We start from the raw sequence: 21,081 nt of genomic DNA on the forward strand, positions 1-21,081 counted from the left end.
TACATAGAAGATGATCTCCTTTTCTGTTATTTTTTGTTGAGAACTATATTTTAACAGGATTTCATCTTCTTTTCTATTTATTTGGAACTATATTCCAATTTATCCCTACAGTAATTTTACTCTATGAGAGGGACAGTCCTTCTTTTTTGCTATTTTTCCCTCTATCATCTTTATAATTTATCTTTTGTTAATTAACAAAAATTATTATATTAACACAAACTAATATTAATATTTATAATATTAAAAAAAGTGTTAAAAGTGAAGGACTGTCCCCAAAAAAGACTGTCCCCATGGCTTTTTTGGGTGTATGATTTATAGTAGCATTAGACATTTTTAATTTTATTTTTAGGCTTGATATTTTTTTGTTTACGAATATTTATTTTCAAACACAAATTTTTCTGAATGGAGGCTGGCTGAATATGAGAATAGACAGAATAGAAGTTTATTATGTTAAGAACCCAATGATTTCCCCCTGGAGGACAGCTTACGGAGAAGATGCGGACATATATTCCATTCTGGTGAAAATGTGTTCTGATGAGCATAGCGGTTGGGCTGAGGCAAGCCCTCTGTTTGCGCCCACATATTCTCCTGAATTTGCCTACGGTGTATACCACCTGGTATGCAAAATGTTTGCTCCATTGATAATTGGAAAAGATATTGAATCAGCCCAGGAAATAAACAATATACTCTCGGTTTTTAAAGGAAATCCCTTTGCAAAATCCGCTCTAGAAATGGCCTGGTGGGTTCTAAAAGCCAATATGGAGAAAAAACCCCTTCATAAACTTTTAGGTGGCAGCAGTGATGAAGTTGAAGTAGGTGCTGATTTTGGCATCACTGATAATATTGATGAGCTTCTTGTCAAAATTCAGGGTGCCGTATCAGCAGGCTTCAAGCGGGTAAAATTAAAAGTTAAACCAGGAAAAGACATTGATGTTTTGAGAGAGGTAAGGAAAAACTTTCCAAACCATACCTTCCATATTGACTGTAATTCAGGATATACCCTGGATGACCTGCCTCTCTTTAAAGAAATTGATAAGTTTGGTCTTGCAATGATAGAACAGCCTCTCTATCATATGGATCTTATTGACCATGCAAAACTTCAGAAGGCAATCGAAACTCCAATATGCCTTGATGAAAGCTGCAATTCGATATATGCTGCCCAAAAAGCCATTGAACTAGGTTCCTGCAAATATATTAATATCAAGCCGGGCAGAGTAGGTGGAATAAGCAATTCCCTGGAAATTATACGAATGTGCGAAGAAGCAGGAATCGGCAACTGGATTGGAGGAATGCTGGAAACTTCCATAGGAGCAGGCATATGCATTGAACTTGCAACATTAAATAACATGACTTATCCAAGTGACCTGTTTTCTTCTGATACTTATTACAAAAAAGATATTTCTTTTGAACCTATTGTGTATTCAAGCCCGGGAAAAATGAAACCTTCACAGGTTCCAGGCACACCATACCTGCCTGACCCTGCAATTCTGAAAGAGAGGACTATATTCAGCGAGGTTATAGAATTGTCTGAATAAGCAAAAGAATACTGAAGATTTGGAATATTTACTTACTCGTTTTTTCAATAATTAACAAAAAAGATTTTAATAATCCCACTTGACTTTTTGTATACCTTTCTGCTAGAATAATAGGGCGTGTTGCATGAGTTTTCTAGCAGGAAGGTAATTTCCTCAGGCATATGGCGGCGTAGCTCAGTTGGCTAGAGCATGCGGTTCATACCCGCAGTGTCGTTGGTTCAATTCCGACCGCCGCTACCAAACTCACAGGAGGTTGGATGCCAGAGGCCAAAATACAGGCCTTAAAGCTGTATTCTGACTTTTGGTCTTCAACCTCATGTAATGTATGGCCCATTGGTCAAGCGGTTAAGACATCGCCCTTTCACGGCGGTAACAGGGGTTCGAGTCCCCTATGGGTCACCATAGTTAAAGGCAGTCATCATAGACTGCCTTTTTTATTTAGTTAACAGGCTGAATATGAGTTAAATCATAAATATTACCAGTAATATCAATATCTGAAATAACATGCTTTACCCATTTTGAGCCTTTCCATAAAGTTACTTCCATGAAATATGGCTCCCTGAGCCTGATATCCTCCCAGGACTTTGTACTTTCGGCCAGTGGCAGGGTGTATTCCCAGTAAATATGATTGTCTTTTATTGAACTGTCAAGATTTATAACCACTGGAAAACTGACATATTCTAACTTAAAGTCTTTCTTATAGTCATACAAATTACCATACTTATCCCTGAATTCCATTGCTTCAAGTTCAGGACTAAATCTGATTTCTACCTTGTCTGCATATCCTTTTGTATAAATATTTATCTTTACCCTCTCCAGGCTTAAAAACCTGTGAGGTTCTCTGGAAAGTTTTTTCCCGAACATATCAATTTGTCCTCTCCAATGGTTCCAATACCCTTCTATTGTTACTTCAGAAATAACAAGATTTTCTACAATATATGGACCTCCATATCTGTAAGAACTGTTACCGGCATTATCAAAAGCTTGTACGTGTAAATACCACACCCCTTCAGAAGGTGGAACCATGCCTATTACTGTACTTGACGTTACATCCCAGCCAGATACAGGCACCTCGGCAGACTCACTCCAGCAATACCACAGTTCCTTTATACCACTGCCTTCATTATCAGAAGCTGCAATTATCACTTCGTCAGTTTCTGACAACTCCCCTGACTCGGGATTTATGCCAACTTCAGGTGGAGTCTTATCAATAAGATAAGTTCCTGATGTTAAAGTATTAGTATTATTCGCATTATCTGTTACTTCTATTTGAATTTTCCACCGGCCTTCAGTTGAAATGCTTAATATATCGGCCAGGTTTTTAAAGTATAAATTACTCCATTGACCATAATTGATGCCATTATTGCTTGAAACTCTATACCTCCATTGTTTTACACCACTTAGATTATCAGAAACTTTAAGAATCACATGAATGTCCTGATTTGTCCAATTACTGCTGCCGGGTATAAAAGAACCATCAGGTAAGGTATTGTCAATCTTATAGGGTCCTCCTGCCATGTATATCTTATTATTCTCATTATCACAGGATTCTACATGCAGGTACCATATTCCATTCTGAGTCTGGGTAACATAAAAATTATTACTAACCGTTGAATTCCATCCTGTGTTTTCCGGCCTTTCCTTAGAATTAGTCCATTTATAGCTGATAGTTTTAATTCCAGAACCTTCATCACTTGAACGTATATTAACTATTATACCGGTATTCTCCCATTCCCTTTCCATGGGATCTATTATCAATATAGGAGATAATACATCATCCACTACTCTAAAGTCCTGGCTGTATTCTTCTGACCAAAGCCCCTTGCTGTTTTTTACTTTTAGCTTCAATGTATAATCTCCTGTTCCATAAAGATTATAGTTTACAGGCGCAGCAGGTCCTGTATAAAGTTCACTTGTACTTTCCTGGGATTCTCTTTTTACTAGTGTCCATATTCGTTCTATAATTGGATTTCCCAAGGGGTCATAGGAATTATCTTCAATATTTGCCATCATATAAATTGGCAAAGGATCAGGCCATAGAACAAATTGTGCCACGGGCGGCTGATCGGTTTTCTTTGTTTCCAGGATTTGAATATAAGGTTTGCTCCACTCAAATTCCATATCCCTTACCTGAAGTTTAACCATATAAACTTTATCTGACGGCAGTTCAGAAGGAAGGATGCCTTCTGTCCAGCTTTCATCCCCGGCCTCTTTATATTGCCATCTCCTTTCAACAATGCCCCTGTCAGCCCTGCTTATATGGTCCAAATCATAGGAGATATCATTGATTTCAATGCTATAATTATTTAGATCAGGATTATGCTCCAATTTGTAATTAAACCGGGCAATAGGCTTCCTATGGATAAAAAGTGTCATTTTCTTATCATGGCTGCTCCATAATCTGTAATTGTCAAAATTCATATCATCTTTTGGGTTATCTCTGGCCTGGTACAGGATTTCATATTTACCTACTTTATCAAATACTGTAAAGGGCTCTGTCCTATAAATTCCAGAATCCGGTATGATTCCCATTGAATTTTCAAAGTAGTTTGGATCATGAAGATAACTCCACCTGCCCTCATAAAAAGGATCATTTTCAGGGTCGCTGTAGAAAGTATCTATAAGCATTTCTGTTCCTACAAGGGCATATCTATATATTTCGTTATTTATACTAGAATTATCAATAATATAATCCTTTAATTCTATAAGAGCAGCCTCTAAGTTTGAATTGTTAATATATACACCTCTGCCTTCATTTTGGCTGATAAGCTTATTTATCTGTCCCTTATTTGTTTCTGTTCCCATTCCCACAAAGTGGACATTGTTGGAAACAAGCTCAGATTGAATAGAGGCTGAAGCTTTGTCTTGATTTAGTTCAGCCAACTCTCCGTCTTCTATGTGTATAAAATACCTGTCTCCACCATCACGCCAGCCTGCATCAGTCAGTCTTTTTAGCAAGCTGGTATCTCCCATGGTTGCAGGTTTTTGTGAATAAATTATATTTGACTGGCTTCCATAGTACATGGTATCAAAATAATGAGGCAAGCTGCCTACAAGTTCATGGCTGTTGGTGTCTACATCATATGCATACAGGGTGTATAAGTTTGAACTTTTACTATAATATACTTTATTATCAAAGGTGGTTGTAAAAATTCTTACTTGTTCATCAAGTATTGTAGTTTCTCCAACACCTTCTATATATTTAATGAATCCCGCACCGCTTCCAGACTTCTTATTGTAAAATATAATATTTTCTTTCCTTCCATCAGTTAAATCGTTCGTCGAATTCTGACATATTATAGTTTCTCTGCCGCCCGTTAACTTTATCTTATAGAGTTCTTCAAATGGCCAGCTTAAAAAGTAAACATAGCCGTTTTTGTTGGCAATACCTCTGTCTAATGGAACAGTATTTTCAGTAGTAAAGGTTCCTGTAAAAGGATCATATATAGCACCCCGGGATAATATTTCATCATACCTCTTATAAGTTAATAATACCCTCCCATCAGGCAAAAGATATGGCCTCCAGAAGCTGGCATAATAAAAACTGTGGGTGTTTACTTGCCCGGTAAGCCTATTGTATACTACAAATTCCGATCCTGAGCTAAATTCCCTGACGGAGTATATTATATTCATATCATCACTTATAACAAATTGAGGATATACTTTCCCACTAACATTTATGGCTGTACTTGATTTATTAATAGGGTCATATTCATAAAGATATTGAGAATTATAATAATAGAATTTACCGTTGGAAGCTGCCTGGGCATATATTATACTATATGCATTATTCTGATTTACTCGCGTAAATTCGTTGGTGTCTGGATTATATGCATAAATATTATAAATATAATAATGATCATCAAAATACTCGTCATAATATACATTGCTGAATTGATAATAAAAAATATTATTTGGTTTTGCAGCAGGCAGAATATTAACATTCAGATCTATCCCCTTGGCAGAAAGTGCAGGCTTGATAATGCTATTTATCATACTCTCTATAACACCCATGTTGCTATGGTTGGTATTCCCTAGAGATACGGTTAAATCAACCTTCTTTTTTTCTGCCATAATGTAATCTACCTCAGGAGGAAGATTTACAACTTCTACTATCTCTGATGTATTACCTGTTTTATAATCTTCACTTTTTATAAAGGCTGGTATTGTTGCTCCAATGAATTCTTCCTTTATTTCTAAATCAATTTTATATTTTCCAACACTATTGACCTTCAGTTCCACATTTTTATTATTTCCCAAATTAAAGGTTGTCCAGCTCTCATCCTCAAAACTGCCGTCATTATCGCTGTCAAAAGCATATCTCCATGTCCTGCCTGCAATTATATCTCCATCAGGAGAGTATGACTTATCAGCCAGTTTTATAGTGGCCTGCAATGAATCCCCTACATCCCTGGTAATGGCTGTTACAGTACTAAAATCAGCTATGGGTGCTTCATCAGGGGCTATTGTAATGGTTAACTGGGTTGTATCTGACAGTCCCCTTGTATTTTTTACGGTTAGAGTTATCAGATATTCTCCTGGTTTTTTAAATAAAACTTCTTTTTTAGATGCTCCAGTCAATGAGCCTTCATATTTTATATCTGAAACTGTTCCCCCGGATAAAGGGGTTATTGTCCATGTAGTTAGATTATGATTTATAGGGTATAATGGCACACTATAGCTTCCGGAAGCATCAAGGGTAACTTTTCTATTTTCTTTTAATATGCCGTTATATGTTAACTTTGCAGAAGGGTAAGGCTCAATTACTCTAATGTTTTTTGTTGCAGTTCCTGTTGCTCCTTTATTATCTGTAACATTAAGGGTAATTGTGTAGTCTCCTGAATTGAGAAAAGTAACACTCCCAGATGCCCCCTCAATGTTTCCTATGCTGCCTGGGATATACCATTCATATCCTTCAATAGTACCGTCAGGATCATAGGAACTACTGCCACTAATATTAACATACTCTCCGGCTGTTACTATTACAGGTGATGATATTACCGCAACAGGTGGACTGTTTTCCGGTTCTGGCGGTGGAGGCGGTGGCGGTGGTGGATTCTTATAGAAATAAGTTTTACAATAACCAGACTTATTTAAGTAGGTATTTCCGTCTACTTTATTGTAAAAATCAGCAAAAGCTGTTGCCTTAAAAAGCTCAGTATATTCCATGGAATAAAATTTGCTTTTGCTCACCGTAAAAGTAAAACTGGCAGAGGCTGTTAAAGTTCCTTCCGGAAGGGTTATTTGTTGAAGTGTACTTTCTTCATTCTCTATTTTGGCAAATATCCTCCAGGATTTTATATTGCTGTGGTTGTTATAGTTTTTTAACTGAGCAGTTACTTTAACAGTTACTTTTTCATCTTTGCTACCGTCTACTTGTTTTTCTTCAGGTATTGCGGTTACAGTAATATCAACATAAGCATTTGAAGGTTTTACTTCTACATTGATTGTTTTTGTTGCTCTTATGCCCTGATATTCACACCTATCTCCCTGCAGCCTGTATACTGAACCTGCATCAAGGATACCTTCTAAAGTAATTGAATTTCTTCCGTTATTAAGATCCTTTTTATAAACTCTTTTGGTAAATGTAGCAAAAGGATTTGAAGCTGTAGCTGTTCTTGAAGCACCTTCAAAGGTAAGTACCACTTCATTAATTACATCTGAAGTCCTCTTTCCCATTGGTAAGTTCATGGTAGAAAAATCTCCTTTAACGGTGACGGGTATATCTACATATTCCATATCTCCTTCGATAACTGCGTCAGAAGCATCAATGGTACAAATTGGTGTTCCATAATTAAACCTGTCTATTATAAAGGTCATGTAGCGTAAGGTTCCGTCTGAAGCCTTACGGGTCAGCCTTACTGATCCGTCTGATATAAGGCCGGGAGCAACCTGCACAAGCATATATCTCCGTTGATTGGTAATATCACTTCCTGCCTGTTTTTGTACAACCTGTGACAATGAATAATTGTAAAGAATTCCGTCATTACGGATGGGACTGTAGTTGAGTATTCTATATAACTGGTCATCATGGGCTAGATTTCTATACCATGAATCAAGATTTTTATCAACTACCTGCCATATTCTATCAGGCAATGGAGCACTGTCTGGAGGAAAATCGGCAGGAAACCTATCATTTGTTATGCAGTTTCCAAAGTAATCATAGCCTAAGTGCCTGTATTCATAACGGCCATTTACCCACTTTTTATCCTTGTCAATATCATGTTCATGAGGTAAACCATATACAGCAACGCCGTACAGTTTATATACTCCTGCATTTAGATATTCTCCACGCATATTTATTAGCCTTATTCCATCAGCAGTTAATTGAGCTATGATTCTGTCTACTTCATCCTGGGTAAGTTCAGGGTAGCTTGGTGGATTGGTTGCTGCATATGTTGTCTTTGAATATAAAAATATCGGTATTATTAATGTTATACATATAAATATAGATAAAAACTTATATGTTTTTTGCATTTATTCCACCTATTTTCATTAACTATTTAATATTGGTATTAAACCTAATTTCAAAGGCTTCTCCATTACTGTTAACTATCTCATATCCATTAACATATAAAATTGAACGGTTTATCCTTTCCATTCCCTGACGTCGTTCCTGTAAATACTCATTTATGGCATATTCAAACAGCTTAGGCCCGTCTTCTTCCCCATAAACTATATTAAAAATTTCTTGTAAAGGTTCATAATACTCCATTGCCATAAACTCATTGTCCGCAAGGAATTTATCTATATGAGAATCATCCCAAAGTCCACTGGTATCCCAAAAAACATATGTGTCCTGCGTTTGTTCGTCATACCACTTTCTTGGTAATGGATCTAATGCTACATAAAACATTCCTGGGTATCTGGCTTTTTCTCCCTGAACTCGGTTGGGATAATAATGTATACCTACTCTAAAAGTTGCAGGGCTATAGAATGCCCTCACATAATGATTATCCCTTCTTGCATATTTAACCAGCTCTTTTATTACGTTATATGTAATTCTATTTATATCTTCGAAATGTGAATTATTAGGCAGAACTTCTCCTAAGCCGTTGTTTCTGAAAATGATCGCTCCGTTTTCAGCCCTAAAGTAATAGTTTGAAGCATATTCAGCTCCTTCTTCTGAGTTTATAAAGTCCTCAAACTCTTTATCTGCCTCGGCTCGCACAGTTGTTTCCATCACAAGGGAAGGTATTTTTCTTTGAATTGGGTCAATCATTCTATGAATTATGGCTGCCGCTTCTGCTCTTTGTGCATTGTTTTTAGGTTTAAAAGTGCCATCAGGCAGTCCGGTTAATATGCCTGTTGAATATGCTTTCAATATGTAATCTGTTAAATACATATTGGAATAATCAATATCCAATATAAGCTTCTTATAATCTCTAAAATTATCCAAAAATCCCTCACTGGAAGCTCTAACTATAATCATTGCCATTTCTTCTCTTGTAATTGGCCTTTGAAATGTATCAAATTCCCCATCAAATATAAGTGCCAGGGTTTTCGCCTTTTCAATATAAGGATCAGCCCAATATCCTGAATTATTTTCCCTCACCCTGTTACCCATAGCCATAACAACCATCTTAATAAATGCATCTGCGTATACCGGTTCATATGGTTTGAAAGTGCCGTCAGGATAGCCGTTAATGATGCCCTTATCAACCAGAGTCTTTACATTAGTATAGAACCATTTGTCCTGTGTAACATCAGGAAAAAAATCACCAGCATCCAGGGTTTCAGACGATGTTTCTGAAGATGTTTTATCTGTTTCATCAGATGATTCATCCATTGTTATATGTGAAGTTGTGATACTGGAAGTATTACCCGTTTCGCGGGAGGCAGCTTTAACCTCTTCAGTAAGCAAAAACTCATTAATAAATAACACTTTGAAAGTAAACAGAGTATATAACACGATACTTAGAAATCTTTTTCTTTCTCTTGTCATTTTGACCACCCTTCATTGATCATATAATAATTACCAAAAATTACATAATAATACATTATATTTCATAATTATAACGTATATGTCATAATTTGGCAATAGATGAGGCTGTTTTTTTGTGTTTTTTCGCAGACTTTCATTTATCCTTGAAAAAGAAAATATAGAAATGCTTTATTTTTACTCTATTTTTATTTGATTTGGCTTAATTTATTGTTTTTACCTGGTTATTTTTTGACCTGTTTTTTTGATCAATTTGATTTGGCTCACAGTCAATTGGTTTAAAAATCAGTGTAGATAAAGGAGGAACCTGAATCTTCAATGAGTAGGGTCTTTCATGGAAAGGTATCTTTTCTGCATATACTCCTCCAAGGTTGCCTGCATTGCTCCCACCATATATTTCTGAGTCACTGTTCAATATTTCCATATAATATAAATCCTGCGGCACTCCAATACGGTAATCATTATACAGCACAGGAGTAAAATTGCATACAAATACGAGAATATCTCCCTGATCCTTACCTTTTCGTATGAAGGAAAAAACTCCTTGATCCACATCATTGCACTCAATCCATTCAAATCCTTCAGGACAAAAATCCAGCTGGTACATAGCCTTTTCCTTCTTATATAAATTGTTCAAATCTTTAACATATCTCTGAAGTTTCTTATGGGCCTCATATCCTAGAAGGTGCCAGTCAAGGCTTTGCTGATAATTCCACTCTATAAACTGTCCAAACTCTCCCCCCATAAAAAGAAGCTTTTTACCGGGATGACCGTACATAAATCCATAGCTTACTCTTAACCCTGCAAACTTGTTCCAGTAATCCCCAGGCATTTTATTAATCATTGAGCACTTTCCATGAACTACTTCATCGTGAGAAAGAACTAATATAAAGTTTTCTGAAAATGCATACATTAAAGAAAATGTAATCTTATTGTGATGATATTTTCTATATATAGGATCCATACTTACATAACTTAAAAAATCATTCATCCAGCCCATATTCCATTTAAAAGTAAACCCAAGTCCCCCTGCATAAGGAGGCTTTGAAACAAGCGGCCAGGAAGTAGACTCCTCAGCAATCATCATTACCCCCGGAAAATATCTGAATACCGTGGTATTAAGCTGTTTCAAAAATTCCACAGCTTCTAGATTTTCTCTTCCTCCCCACTTGTTGGGCACCCATTGGCCTTCCTTCTTGCCATAATCTAGATATAACATGGAGGCTACCGCATCCACCCTTAGACCGTCTATATGATACTTTTCAAACCAGAATATAGCATTGGAAATCAAAAAACATTTTACCTCATTCCTCCCATAGTTAAAAATATGGGTTCCCCAGTCAGGATGCTCTCCCTGTTTTTCATCCAAATGTTCATATAGAGCTGTCCCGTCAAATCTGGCAAGTCCATGGCCATCCTTGGGAAAGTGGGCCGGAACCCAGTCGAGTATTACTCCTATACCATTCTGATGACATGTATCAACCAGGTACATAAAATCTTCAGGTAAGCCATATCTGCTTGTAACAGAGTAATATCCCGTTGTCTGGTATCCCCATGAACCATCATAAGGATGCTCGGCCACAGGAAGCAGTTCTATATGGGTATAGCCCATTTCTTTAACATACTTAACCAATTCTGCCGCCAGCTCTCTATAGGTAAAAAATCTGCCACCCTCTTCACACTTTCTCTTCCAGGAACCAAGATGTACCTCGTATATTGATATGGGTTTTTCCAATATATTTGAGCTGTCCCTGGAGTTAATCCAGTCCTTATCATTCCACTGGTAATTATCAATATTGTACACTATCGAAGCAGTATCCGGCCTTAATTCAGAATAAAATGCGTAAGGGTCGGATTTCAGATATATTTCCTTTGAGAAAGTATAAATTTCGTATTTATATATATCACCCTGACAAATTCCAGGTATAAATATTTCCCAGACCCCTGAAGAACCGAGAAGCCTCATCTGGTGGCGTCTTCCGTCCCATTGATTAAAATTACCCACAACACTGACCCTGCAGGCACAAGGAGCCCAAACAGCAAACAATACTCCCTCTATACCATTTATTATTCTAAAATGTGCTCCCAATTTTTCATATACTTTATGATGAGTGCCCTCATTAAAAAGATAAAGGTCATATTCAGAAATCACTGGAGAGAAACAGTAAGGGTCATAAAGCTCAAAGGTATTATTTGAATAATCAGTAATTTTTAACTTGTAGGTAAAAAATTCTGATTTATCTGAAATTATAGCTTCAAATAAACCTTCCTCATGGATTTTTTTCATATTGTATACTGCAGAATCTTCAACAGAAATAACATCAATCCGGGATGCATTTGGAAAATAAGTCCTTACAGCCAGACTCTCAAGTCCGGGTTCATTTGTACATACCTTATGCATACCCAATACTCTGAAAGGGTCTGAATGCTCGCCTCTAATAACCTTGTACATTTCATCTGTCATCTATATTGGTCCACTTCCCTTCCTCGATAAATTTTAGAGCTCTCTTTTCTGCAGCTTGAACTATATTATCTTCATAACCCATTATTTTAAGCAGTTTTATGGCATTTCTGGTATTTGACCTGCCTGGATACAGTTTATAATCAAAAGTAATATCATCTCCGGAAAAACTTTCCTGGAAATGATAATTGTCATAATAGTATCCTAAAATAGATGAAAGTTCTATATCATGTGTTGCCGCGACGCATAAGCAATTAATATTAGCAAGATTATACAGAACCTCTGATGAAGCGGCTATTCTTTCAACAGTATTAGTCCCCCGGAGTACTTCATCAATAAGGGACAGGCAGGGAATATTCTCATTAATACTATCAAATATTCTCTTCAGAGATTTTATTTCTGCAATATAGTAACTTTCTTTATTATCAAGATTATCTTTTAAAGCCATGGATGTATAAATCAGGAAATATGGAGATCTGTATTTCTTAGCCAGACTAGTATGAATGGTCTGGGATAGTATTGCGTTAATTCCTATTGTCTTGAGGAAAGTAGATTTTCCAGATGCATTTGAACCGGTAATCAGTACAGGTTTAGACAACCGGGCAGAATTGGCTACAGGCTGCTCTATCAAAGGATGATATATTTCCTCAAATTCCAAAATAACACGGGAATTATTGGAAGAATTTTTACTCAAAAAGGCATCCTTATTCAAGGCAGTATCCAAAGTTCCATTCAATATATTATACAGCTGCTCATCCAGATTATATAATTCAGGCTCGGTCCAATAGTTTAGGCTTTCCCTGTAAGATGCTACAGCAATAAGGCTGTCCAGCAGCCCTATGTTACAATATATTTCTTTCAGGTACATCCTATGCCTGTATATAACTTTTAGCAAGCTTTCAAAGGCTATTAACTCTCCAAGAAAAACAACTTTAATATACTCAAGAAATGGGTCTTCAGTACGATAAAACAAGGTGTAAAAGGATTTAACAGTAAATGTTTTGGTTTTTTTGTACATTGAATCCAGCTTTATTTTATATTCTTCTATTTCAGGAATATCAAGCCGGGATATATTTTTACCGCAGGATATCATATTCACAATATAACTCAGTGAATCAAGATGGCTGGATATCTCGTTCCTGGCTTTATAATAAATGGTGGTATTGGTTATCATTATCCCTATTATTAGCATAATACCTGCAGGAACATTAACAGCCAGTGCCAAAGGAGAGAGCAGCAATGCAATAGCCAGAGCCATGTAAAGCATTCCTTTTACAGGCACTCTTTTTTCTTCATTAAAAAGATAGTCTGATATTAGGGTATATTTCCTTTTTCCAAGTTTTGCAAGTACAAACTGTAGCGCCAGACGCTGTTTAGGATTTTCCTGAAAAAATCTTATAAGCCTTTCTCTTTCTAAAAGCTTGGTATCTTCCAATACAGGCTGTCTGAGAAGATAATATAGGTATTCTTCCCCGACGGTTGACTGGGTATTGTTTATACGCATATAAACCTTGTCCATATCTAGGTCATTCCAGGTAATATCATCTATGTAATGAATTGTAGGGTCTGATTTTTTAACATTTTTGAAGAATGTGGAAATATTGCTTATTTCATCACTGGTATATTTTTCTACAGGTTGTTTACCCCATTCATTAATAAGTTCGTCTTTTATCTTCCTGTTTCTCTTGAGCTTTTTTATTAATGATGATATTACAATTACAGCGATAACTATTAGGATTATTACTACCACTTCAATTTCCATTGCCTGTTTTTCCTCCTAAAATATCTTTACCATATCACCGAGAGAAGAAAACACATAATCTGGTTTTATTTCAGATGTATCCAAATCCTTTTCCTTTGTTTCACCAGTCAATACAAGAACACTGGTAACTCCATTGTTAAATCCTGTGGCTATATCGGTATAAAGCCTGTCTCCAATAATAACCATATCATCCATCTCAAATCCTGTAATACTCTTTATCATATCAAGAGTTTCCTTAAAAGGCTTTCCAAAATATCTTGGTTTTACCCCAGTTGAAGCAGTAACCATGGCGCATATGGAGCCGCAATCAGGTATAAAGCCGTCTTCTGTGGGACAGTTTAAATCCATATGTGTAGCCAGGAACATTGCACCTTCCCTTATATATTTGCAAGCCTTTGAAATCTTTTCATATGTAAGGGATGTGTCAAAACTAACCACCACAATGTCCGGATGCTTGTCCACCAGATTAATACCTGCGTTTTTGAAGCTGTTTTCAAGCAGGTCTGTTCCCACAAGATATATTTTATTCCCCCGGTAGTTTTCAAGTATGTATTCTATCGTAACATCACCTGATGTAATAATATTTTTTTCAGGAATATCACAACCCATTGAAAGAAGCTTTTTTCTATAAAAACCGGCGGTTTTTGAAGCGTTATTTGTAAAGAAAATGAATTCCTTCCCTGTTTCCCTTAATATATTTATAAAGGATAAAGAACCCTCCAGAATTTTGTTTCCCAGATAGAAAGTACCGTCCATGTCAAGAATAAAAAGCTTTTTTTCTTTTATCACAACTTTTCCCCCGTATTGAATGATATATAATAATGTAATTATAAAAATTATATATTAATTTCGCTGCAAATTCATCATTTCAATAAGGTTCCATTCTATTAATAATTCCGTTGCCAACTATGATTTTCTACTTCAAAAGCTCTTTTTAATTTTTCAATTGCCCTGGACTCAATTCTGGAGACATATGACCTGGAAATCCCAAGCATGTCAGCAATTTCATTCTGTGTTTTCCCTGTCCCGCTATACAGGCCGTATCTATGCTCAATAATGCTCTTTTCCCTTCCTTTTAATACTGTTTTAAAAAGTTTATGAAGCCTCTTCAGCATAATATTTAGTTCAACTTTTTCAGGTATTGTTTCAGAATCGTCCTCCAGTACATCAATAAGTTCTGTTTCAGTTTCATCACCTTCAGTGGACAGAGGTTTATGGAGAGAAACTTCCAGCCTGTTTTTGGCATTCTTTCTTATGAACATTAGAATTTCATTTTCGATGCATCTGGAAACATAAGTAGATAATTTTATTCCTCTGGAAGAATCGAAAGAAGACACTCCTTTAATTAAGCCAATACTTCCTATAGAAATCAGATCGTCAAAATCAATACCTGTTGAGATATATTTTTTCCCAATTCGGGCTACTAGACGCAAGTTCCTTGTTATTAAAACATTTCTTGCTTCTTCGCTTCCCTGGCTCAACATGCTTATATACTTTTCTTCCTCTTCTGGTGATAAAACCTGAGGGTATGAATTTTCATTGGACAGGTAACCAGTAAGGAAAAAAACATTTTTAACAACAGCATATATCGTTGTTAAAAAATTACAAAGCATATATGTACCTCCTATTTAATTTGAGTACTTATATATATATGCTTTAGTCCATTTGTTAGTGCGTGTACAATTTTAATTTAACGTTTTTTATGCAACATGACCTATATTGAGTACAGAATATTATTTACTTTGACCAGCTGTAGTGATAGTTCAAGAAGTGGATTTTTGCCATAAGATTTCCTCTGTTAGAACTTATTGCCTCAAGCTTATTTACTTTATGTTTCCCTTGTGATAGAATATATCTGCAGTTGGAATCTTTTCATAAAAGCATTATCAGGTTTGACTCAAAAATTATTTATTATTTTTTATTACATTATATTATATTGCAAAAACATACAACTTAGAACGACATAAACGCTGCATCTTAGTACGCTTATAGTATATGCATCTACGATTGGTCTGCTTGTTAGGTAGTAATAATGAACTACTAGTATACATATTGTATTATTAGGAAAAGGCTAGAACTGCATTTTTACGCAACCATCATTTAGTTGCCAGCACATTGCTTGTACCATAAATAATTTGTATTCATATAGTTTTACTTTTTTATGGTTGAGCTTTTACAAGGGGGGATATTTAATGATTGTTGACAGTTCTTAGTGACTGCTGTTTGACGTCCGATAATTTTTCTTCATAGTCTTAGAAAAACTGCGGTATTTTATGTAACATTCAATAATTTGAGATTTTCCCAATTACAAAAGATAAATAGCAATAAATGCTTTAAGAATCTTTTTTGGGGGTGTTTAAATGGATAAAAAGTGGTTGCTAATTACCATCATAGCAGTAGTTGTAGTAGCAATTGTAGCTATACCCTTGGGCATTGTATTAAGTGTGCATAATTCAGTTTATGATACCAGTTTTGAATACATTGAAGTAGAGGATCTCATAGCTGAAATTGCAACAAAGCATGTATATTATAATGCAGGGGACAAAACAGTTGAAATTGAAATTAGTCAGGACATGATAAATTCTATTATAAAAGACAACTTAGAAGGAATGGACCTTGGACTCCCTGCAAAAATGTCTTTACAAAGCGTGTTGTTTAATACAAAGGACCAGAGAATATATATCAATGCTAAATATGGTAATTTGAATCTTCCGGTCAGTCTCAAGGTCAATATTAGCTCTAATGATGACGGTATAACCATAATGGCAGACGATATGTTATTAGGAAGAATGAAAGCTCCTGGCTTTGTAAAAAAGCAACTGCCCACAGAACTACTTACATTTGAAGTAAAATATGATGACTTTGGTGTTCCCAAGGTATTTTCCGTTAAAGATATTAAGTTCGGAAGCGGTACAGTTAAAGCTGTTATCCAGCTTGATGTGGACAAAATCGTTGAAATGGCCATGGGATACAGAAGTGATCTTATGAGCGAAATAAACAGATTTAAAAACAGCCAGGGTGATATTGTTGCTACTTTCCTGAGCAGAGTTCTTGATACAGGTGTTTTAGAAGAGGCCAAGGTAAGAGAATATGTTGAGGGAATCCTTAACAATGAAGAGTTGGTAAATAGTGCAATTCACTTTGCTTTTGTAAAAGATTACAGCAAATATACAAGCAAAATAGGAGAAGCACAGGAAAAAGTTGCTCAATGGATTGAGCCTCTCACAAATATTAAAATATATGATACCATCGATGAAACTGTTGAAAAAATTCTCGATGACGAGAAATTAACAGATTTCTTAAAATGGTTCCTTACAGAAGATCAAATTGCCGAATACAAATCAACCATACTGGAGTACTACGGAATGTACAAAGAGTACTATGGAATGTATGAAGATTTGCTTGCTTCTATTGACGATTCTGTAGCAAAAATTAATATTAATCAGATCGATGAAACTGTAAACTCCATATTGACTCTGGCTACAAATATTAAGGACTCCAGGGAATTACTGCAGGATACTTTAGCACAAATAGATGCTGAAGCTTTATCAAAGCTTATTCTGTATCTTGAACAGGACGAAGGTTATGGCGGGGAATACATAAGAAGCATAGATCAGGATGGGTATAACGCTGTAAGAGATTATCTCGTAGATGCTCCTGGTACTAAGAAAGAAATTGAACAATTCCTGGCTGATATAGACTTCAAACCTGTTGATGAGTTCACTGATGCACTTGTATCTCAGAAAAACACTGTTGTTGGTGTAGTCAATACCTTAAAGAGAAAAGATTATGAAGGGGCTCTTAATAAGATAGCCTCAGGTGGTCTGGTAGACAGCAAAGCTAAGAACTGGGTTGATACATATACCAAGGAATTGGATGTAAATGCAATTAATGAACTTTTCCAACAATAATTAATATTTCTTTCTAAAAAAAGGACTTCATCTTAGCGGATGGAGTCCTTTTTAATTAATTCTATACAATTGTTCAATAATATAATAAAATAATGTTAACATAAATCAAACAAAGAAGGCAGAGATATAATATGAATCATCTTTTTATAATTAACCCTGTGGCAGGACAAGGTAAACCTCTTAAGTTGATTCCTGAAATTAAGAAAATATTTTCTTCCAGGAATGATACTTTTAAAATAGAAATTACTGAAAGGCCAGGTCATGCAACTGATATAGCGAAAGAATATACAAGTCAAAAAAAATACAGGGTTTATTCAATAGGCGGAGATGGTACTTTAAATGAAGTATTAAATGGCATGGTCAATTCAGGGAGCAGTCTTGCGGTCATTCCTGCAGGCAGCGGTAATGATTTTTCAAGGAACTTAAATTTAAATATTGCTTCAAAAAGATATAGTTATGATATTCTAAATAGAACAATAAACGGCAAAGAAGAACCTGTTGATATTGTTAAAATTAATAACCGGTACTTTATTAATATTTCCTCCGTAGGTCTTGACGCAGAAGTGGCTAATACCACAAACAAATTAAAAAGAACAGGTTTACTTAGAGGTAGTTTTGCATACCTTGTGGGCATATTTGCCACATTATTAAAATACAATAGTCATATTCTGAGAGTTACCATCGATGGGCAAACTTTTGAAAAAGAGTCCCTCCTTCTGGCAATAGCAAATGGAAAATTTTACGGCGGGGGTGTTCAGCCTGCTCCGGATGCAAGTATAAATGACGGACTTCTTGATGTATGTTTCGTAAAGAAAATGAGTGTTTTTAAAATTGTAAGACTTCTGCCCCTATATTATAAAGGCAAGCATGGAGGATTAGAGGAAGTTACCTTTTTCAAAGGGAAAAAGATTGAAGTATGTAATAACCATGAAATGGCTCTTAATATTGATGGAGAAATAACCATGGTTAAGAATGCAGTATACGAAATTATACCAAAAGGTATAAATCTTGTAATTCCTAGCCAAAGTTAAACTTTAATACATTTCCATTTGCCCGAGTTAAATCTGTGTAGAACAAGAGCCGAACGCAGTAGCTGGTCAGCAACCAATGCAATCCATGCTCCTTCAAGACCCCACCCCAGTAAATTTATAGCAATAATAGCCAAACCTGGACGGACCAGAAGTACAGTTATGAATATTATTATTGCTATTGCCCTTGTATCTCCCGCACCTCTTAAAGCTCCTGCCAAAATAAACTGGGATGACTGAAAAGGCTGTATCAGGGCAACCAGCATAAGAATTTTTGCTCCTTGAGCTATAACATCAGCCTCATTATTATATAAAGCAACAATCTGTTTTCCAAAAAAGAAGAATATCAAGCCAAGCAATATGGAAAAAACCATACCCAATCGCCTGGTACGCCTGCTATAAGCCTGTGCCATATCCGGACGTTTTTTGCCCAGGCTTTGTCCTACCAGAGATGTTGCAGATACTGCAAAAGCTTGCCCATTCATAAAGGACATAGCTTGAATATTCATACATATTTGATGGGTTGCAAAGGCTACTGTTCCTAAGGAAGCTACAGTTCTTGAATATATTATTACACCAACCCTCATAAACAACTGCTCAACCATAGCCGGTGCACCAATATTAATTATCTTCTTCAAGATTTCCAAATTTGGCTTGTAATTATCTCTTATACCCAGCTTCAAGTAATGTTTTCCACGGATGATAACAAAAACTGCTATAATAAAAGCTACACACTGGCCAATAACTGTAGCTATGGATGCTCCTGCAACTTCAAGCCTCGGCATTCCTAAATATCCATTGATTAAACCATAGTTAAAAAATACATTGACCAGATTTGCAACCAGATTATATACCATGGCTATTCTTGTACTTCCTACTCCACGCAAGGCAGCAGTCAAGGTACTTGTTAATGCTAAAACAATAAATCCAATCATCTGGATTTTCAAGTAGACAGTTCCTTCTGCCAATGTTTTAACATCAGGAGCTCCCATAAACCTAACAAAATCTTCAGAAAAGATATATCCAATAATTGATGCCACTGCTGAAAGAACAAAAGTAAGCAATAAAGATTGACGGAGAACATCATTAGCCTTTTCAGGGTTTCCTTCCCCTTTATATCTGGCAACTAATGCTGTAGCACCCACATTCATTGCCATAAACATAAGCATCAATAAAAATTTGGGCTGAGTAGTCAGTCCAACAGCTGTAATAGCCCATGAGCCTAACTGGCCTACCATCATCATGTCAACCATGGAAGCCAATTGAGTTAAAATAAATTCCAGGAAAGATGGCCATGCAATTCTGACCACGTCCTTATAAAGCATTTCAGAAGTTATTCCAGGAGGTAATGTTTTATTAACCTTTTCAACTTTCCCAAAGATGTTATCTAGATTGTCACCTGGTTCTACCAGATCTAAAGCCATTTGATAATGTTTATCTTGACTCTGTTTGTCTGAATTACATTGTATGTTCTCAAGCTCATCATCTTTATACTGTACGTTTACTGGTTCATCTTGAAGTTTGATATTTGGATTACTAATTTCCCTCATCTCCACAAAAATATTGCACACTTATTAATAATAACATTAATTTATTGAAATGTCTAATTAACAGAATGAATAACTTATACATCTCTATTTATTTATGATAGGGCTCACCGTATATTACTGAATACATGACTATTTATTTCTACATGTAAAAAGACCTCCTAAAAGGAGGTTCATCTTAAACTCTTGAGATAGATTAACTGATAGGGTGGCATACCTACATCTATTTAAAGACCATTTTAAATCCGTTTCCGCAACTCTTCATATTCATCAGGAGTTATTTCTATATCTTTCAATATTTTTCTAATAAGACCCCTTCCCAAATCTTCACCGTGAAATGGAACAACTGTAGTTCTTCCATCAGCATGCTTATAACTTTTATGACTTCCTTTTTGGCGTATCTCCTTAAATCCAAGGCTTTCCAATATTTTAGCCATATCTTTGGAAGAAATAATAGTCAGTTTACTCATACTACAACCTCGATTTGCTGGACTCCTACAAACTCATTCTGGAAGAACCCATCATCTTCTGTTTCCAGACACAATTCAATTGCCTCTTTTATTCTAGGAAGCAATTCCTCTACTGTTTTAGCCTGAGTATGGCATCCTTTCAACGCTGGAACAGAACCAACGTACATTCCATCTTCATCTTTTTCAATCAAAATAGTAAAGTTATACTTTTTCATAAAATCACCACCTGATATTATTATATCATATTCAGAACATATGTTATACTATGCTATGAGGACATTACTGCCTTTCTCTCACTTATGATAGGGCTCACCGTGTATTACTGAATACATGACTTTCCCTGAATATTAAGTAAAAAGTCGTACATCATGTACGACATATTTATAAATTATCATATATCTGGCCTCTATTTCCTATATCAATAA

12 protein-coding genes and 2 tRNA genes are annotated in these 21,081 nt (G+C 35.8%); 5 read left to right on the top strand and 9 right to left on the bottom strand.

Annotated features, from left to right (window positions below; all coding sequences use genetic code 11):
* The first annotated feature begins 419 nt into the window (after nt 1-419).
* From menC to GXX20_10620, 3 genes are all read left to right on the top strand, one after another.
* Nucleotides 420-1,535, top strand: coding sequence for an o-succinylbenzoate synthase (gene menC, locus GXX20_10610; protein HHW32104.1), 1,116 nt, complete (start codon nt 420-422; stop codon nt 1,533-1,535).
* A gap of 163 nt (nt 1,536-1,698) precedes the next feature.
* Nucleotides 1,699-1,775 (top strand) — tRNA-Met (locus GXX20_10615).
* Between the two features lie 87 nt (nt 1,776-1,862).
* A tRNA-Glu gene (locus GXX20_10620) sits at nt 1,863-1,937 on the top strand.
* Between the two features lie 36 nt (nt 1,938-1,973).
* On the opposite strand, the gene GXX20_10625 is transcribed toward GXX20_10620, so the two are convergent.
* The 6 genes from GXX20_10625 to sigK all read right to left on the bottom strand — a co-directional run bounded on the left by GXX20_10625 (nt 1,974) and on the right by sigK (nt 15,313).
* On the bottom strand, nt 1,974-8,012 hold the full coding sequence (locus GXX20_10625; GenBank protein ID HHW32105.1) for a hypothetical protein: 6,039 nt from the start codon (nt 8,010-8,012) through the stop codon (nt 1,974-1,976).
* Nucleotides 8,013-8,034: 22 nt separating this feature from the next.
* The gene (locus tag GXX20_10630) at nt 8,035-9,480 is read right to left on the bottom strand and encodes an S-layer homology domain-containing protein (GenBank protein ID HHW32106.1); all 1,446 of its coding nucleotides are present in this window, start codon (nt 9,478-9,480) and stop codon (nt 8,035-8,037) included.
* Between the two features lie 199 nt (nt 9,481-9,679).
* Nucleotides 9,680-11,941, bottom strand: a complete 2,262-nt coding sequence (gene glgB, locus GXX20_10635) for a 1,4-alpha-glucan branching protein GlgB (GenBank protein HHW32107.1) — start codon at nt 11,939-11,941, stop codon at nt 9,680-9,682.
* The gene (locus GXX20_10640) at nt 11,931-13,700 is read right to left on the bottom strand and encodes a DNA mismatch repair protein MutS (protein ID HHW32108.1); all 1,770 of its coding nucleotides are present in this window, start codon (nt 13,698-13,700) and stop codon (nt 11,931-11,933) included. Before GXX20_10640 ends, glgB begins: the two co-directional genes overlap by 11 nt.
* Nucleotides 13,701-13,715: 15 nt before the next feature.
* Nucleotides 13,716-14,456, bottom strand: a complete 741-nt coding sequence (locus GXX20_10645) for an HAD-IIA family hydrolase (protein HHW32109.1) — start codon at nt 14,454-14,456, stop codon at nt 13,716-13,718.
* 131 nt (nt 14,457-14,587) lie between these two features.
* Nucleotides 14,588-15,313, bottom strand: coding sequence for an RNA polymerase sporulation sigma factor SigK (gene sigK / locus GXX20_10650; GenBank protein ID HHW32110.1), 726 nt, complete (start codon nt 15,311-15,313; stop codon nt 14,588-14,590).
* A 747-nt stretch (nt 15,314-16,060) separates the two neighbouring features.
* On the opposite strand from sigK, the gene GXX20_10655 reads away from it, so the two are divergent.
* Nucleotides 16,061-17,611 (top strand): hypothetical protein, encoded by a 1,551-nt coding sequence (locus GXX20_10655; GenBank protein ID HHW32111.1) that lies wholly within the window; start codon nt 16,061-16,063, stop codon nt 17,609-17,611.
* 131 nt (nt 17,612-17,742) lie between these two features.
* The gene (locus GXX20_10660; protein ID HHW32112.1) at nt 17,743-18,642 is read left to right on the top strand and encodes a diacylglycerol kinase family lipid kinase; all 900 of its coding nucleotides are present in this window, start codon (nt 17,743-17,745) and stop codon (nt 18,640-18,642) included.
* Here GXX20_10660 and GXX20_10665 read toward each other — a convergent pair.
* The 3 genes from GXX20_10665 to GXX20_10675 form a co-directional block, all read right to left on the bottom strand.
* Entirely contained in the window at nt 18,639-20,189 is a 1,551-nt protein-coding gene (locus GXX20_10665) for an MATE family efflux transporter (protein ID HHW32113.1), read from the bottom strand. The genes GXX20_10660 and GXX20_10665 overlap by 4 nt on opposite strands.
* Before the next feature lie 236 nt (nt 20,190-20,425).
* On the bottom strand, nt 20,426-20,656 hold the full coding sequence (locus tag GXX20_10670) for a type II toxin-antitoxin system HicA family toxin (protein HHW32114.1): 231 nt from the start codon (nt 20,654-20,656) through the stop codon (nt 20,426-20,428).
* On the bottom strand, nt 20,653-20,871 hold the full coding sequence (locus GXX20_10675; protein ID HHW32115.1) for a type II toxin-antitoxin system HicB family antitoxin: 219 nt from the start codon (nt 20,869-20,871) through the stop codon (nt 20,653-20,655). The genes GXX20_10670 and GXX20_10675 overlap by 4 nt, the downstream gene beginning before the upstream one ends.
* Nucleotides 20,872-21,081 lie beyond the last annotated feature (210 nt).

The sequence above is a fragment of the Clostridiaceae bacterium genome (genome assembly GCA_012840395.1).
Classification (GTDB): Bacteria; Bacillota; Clostridia; order Acetivibrionales; family DULL01; genus DULL01.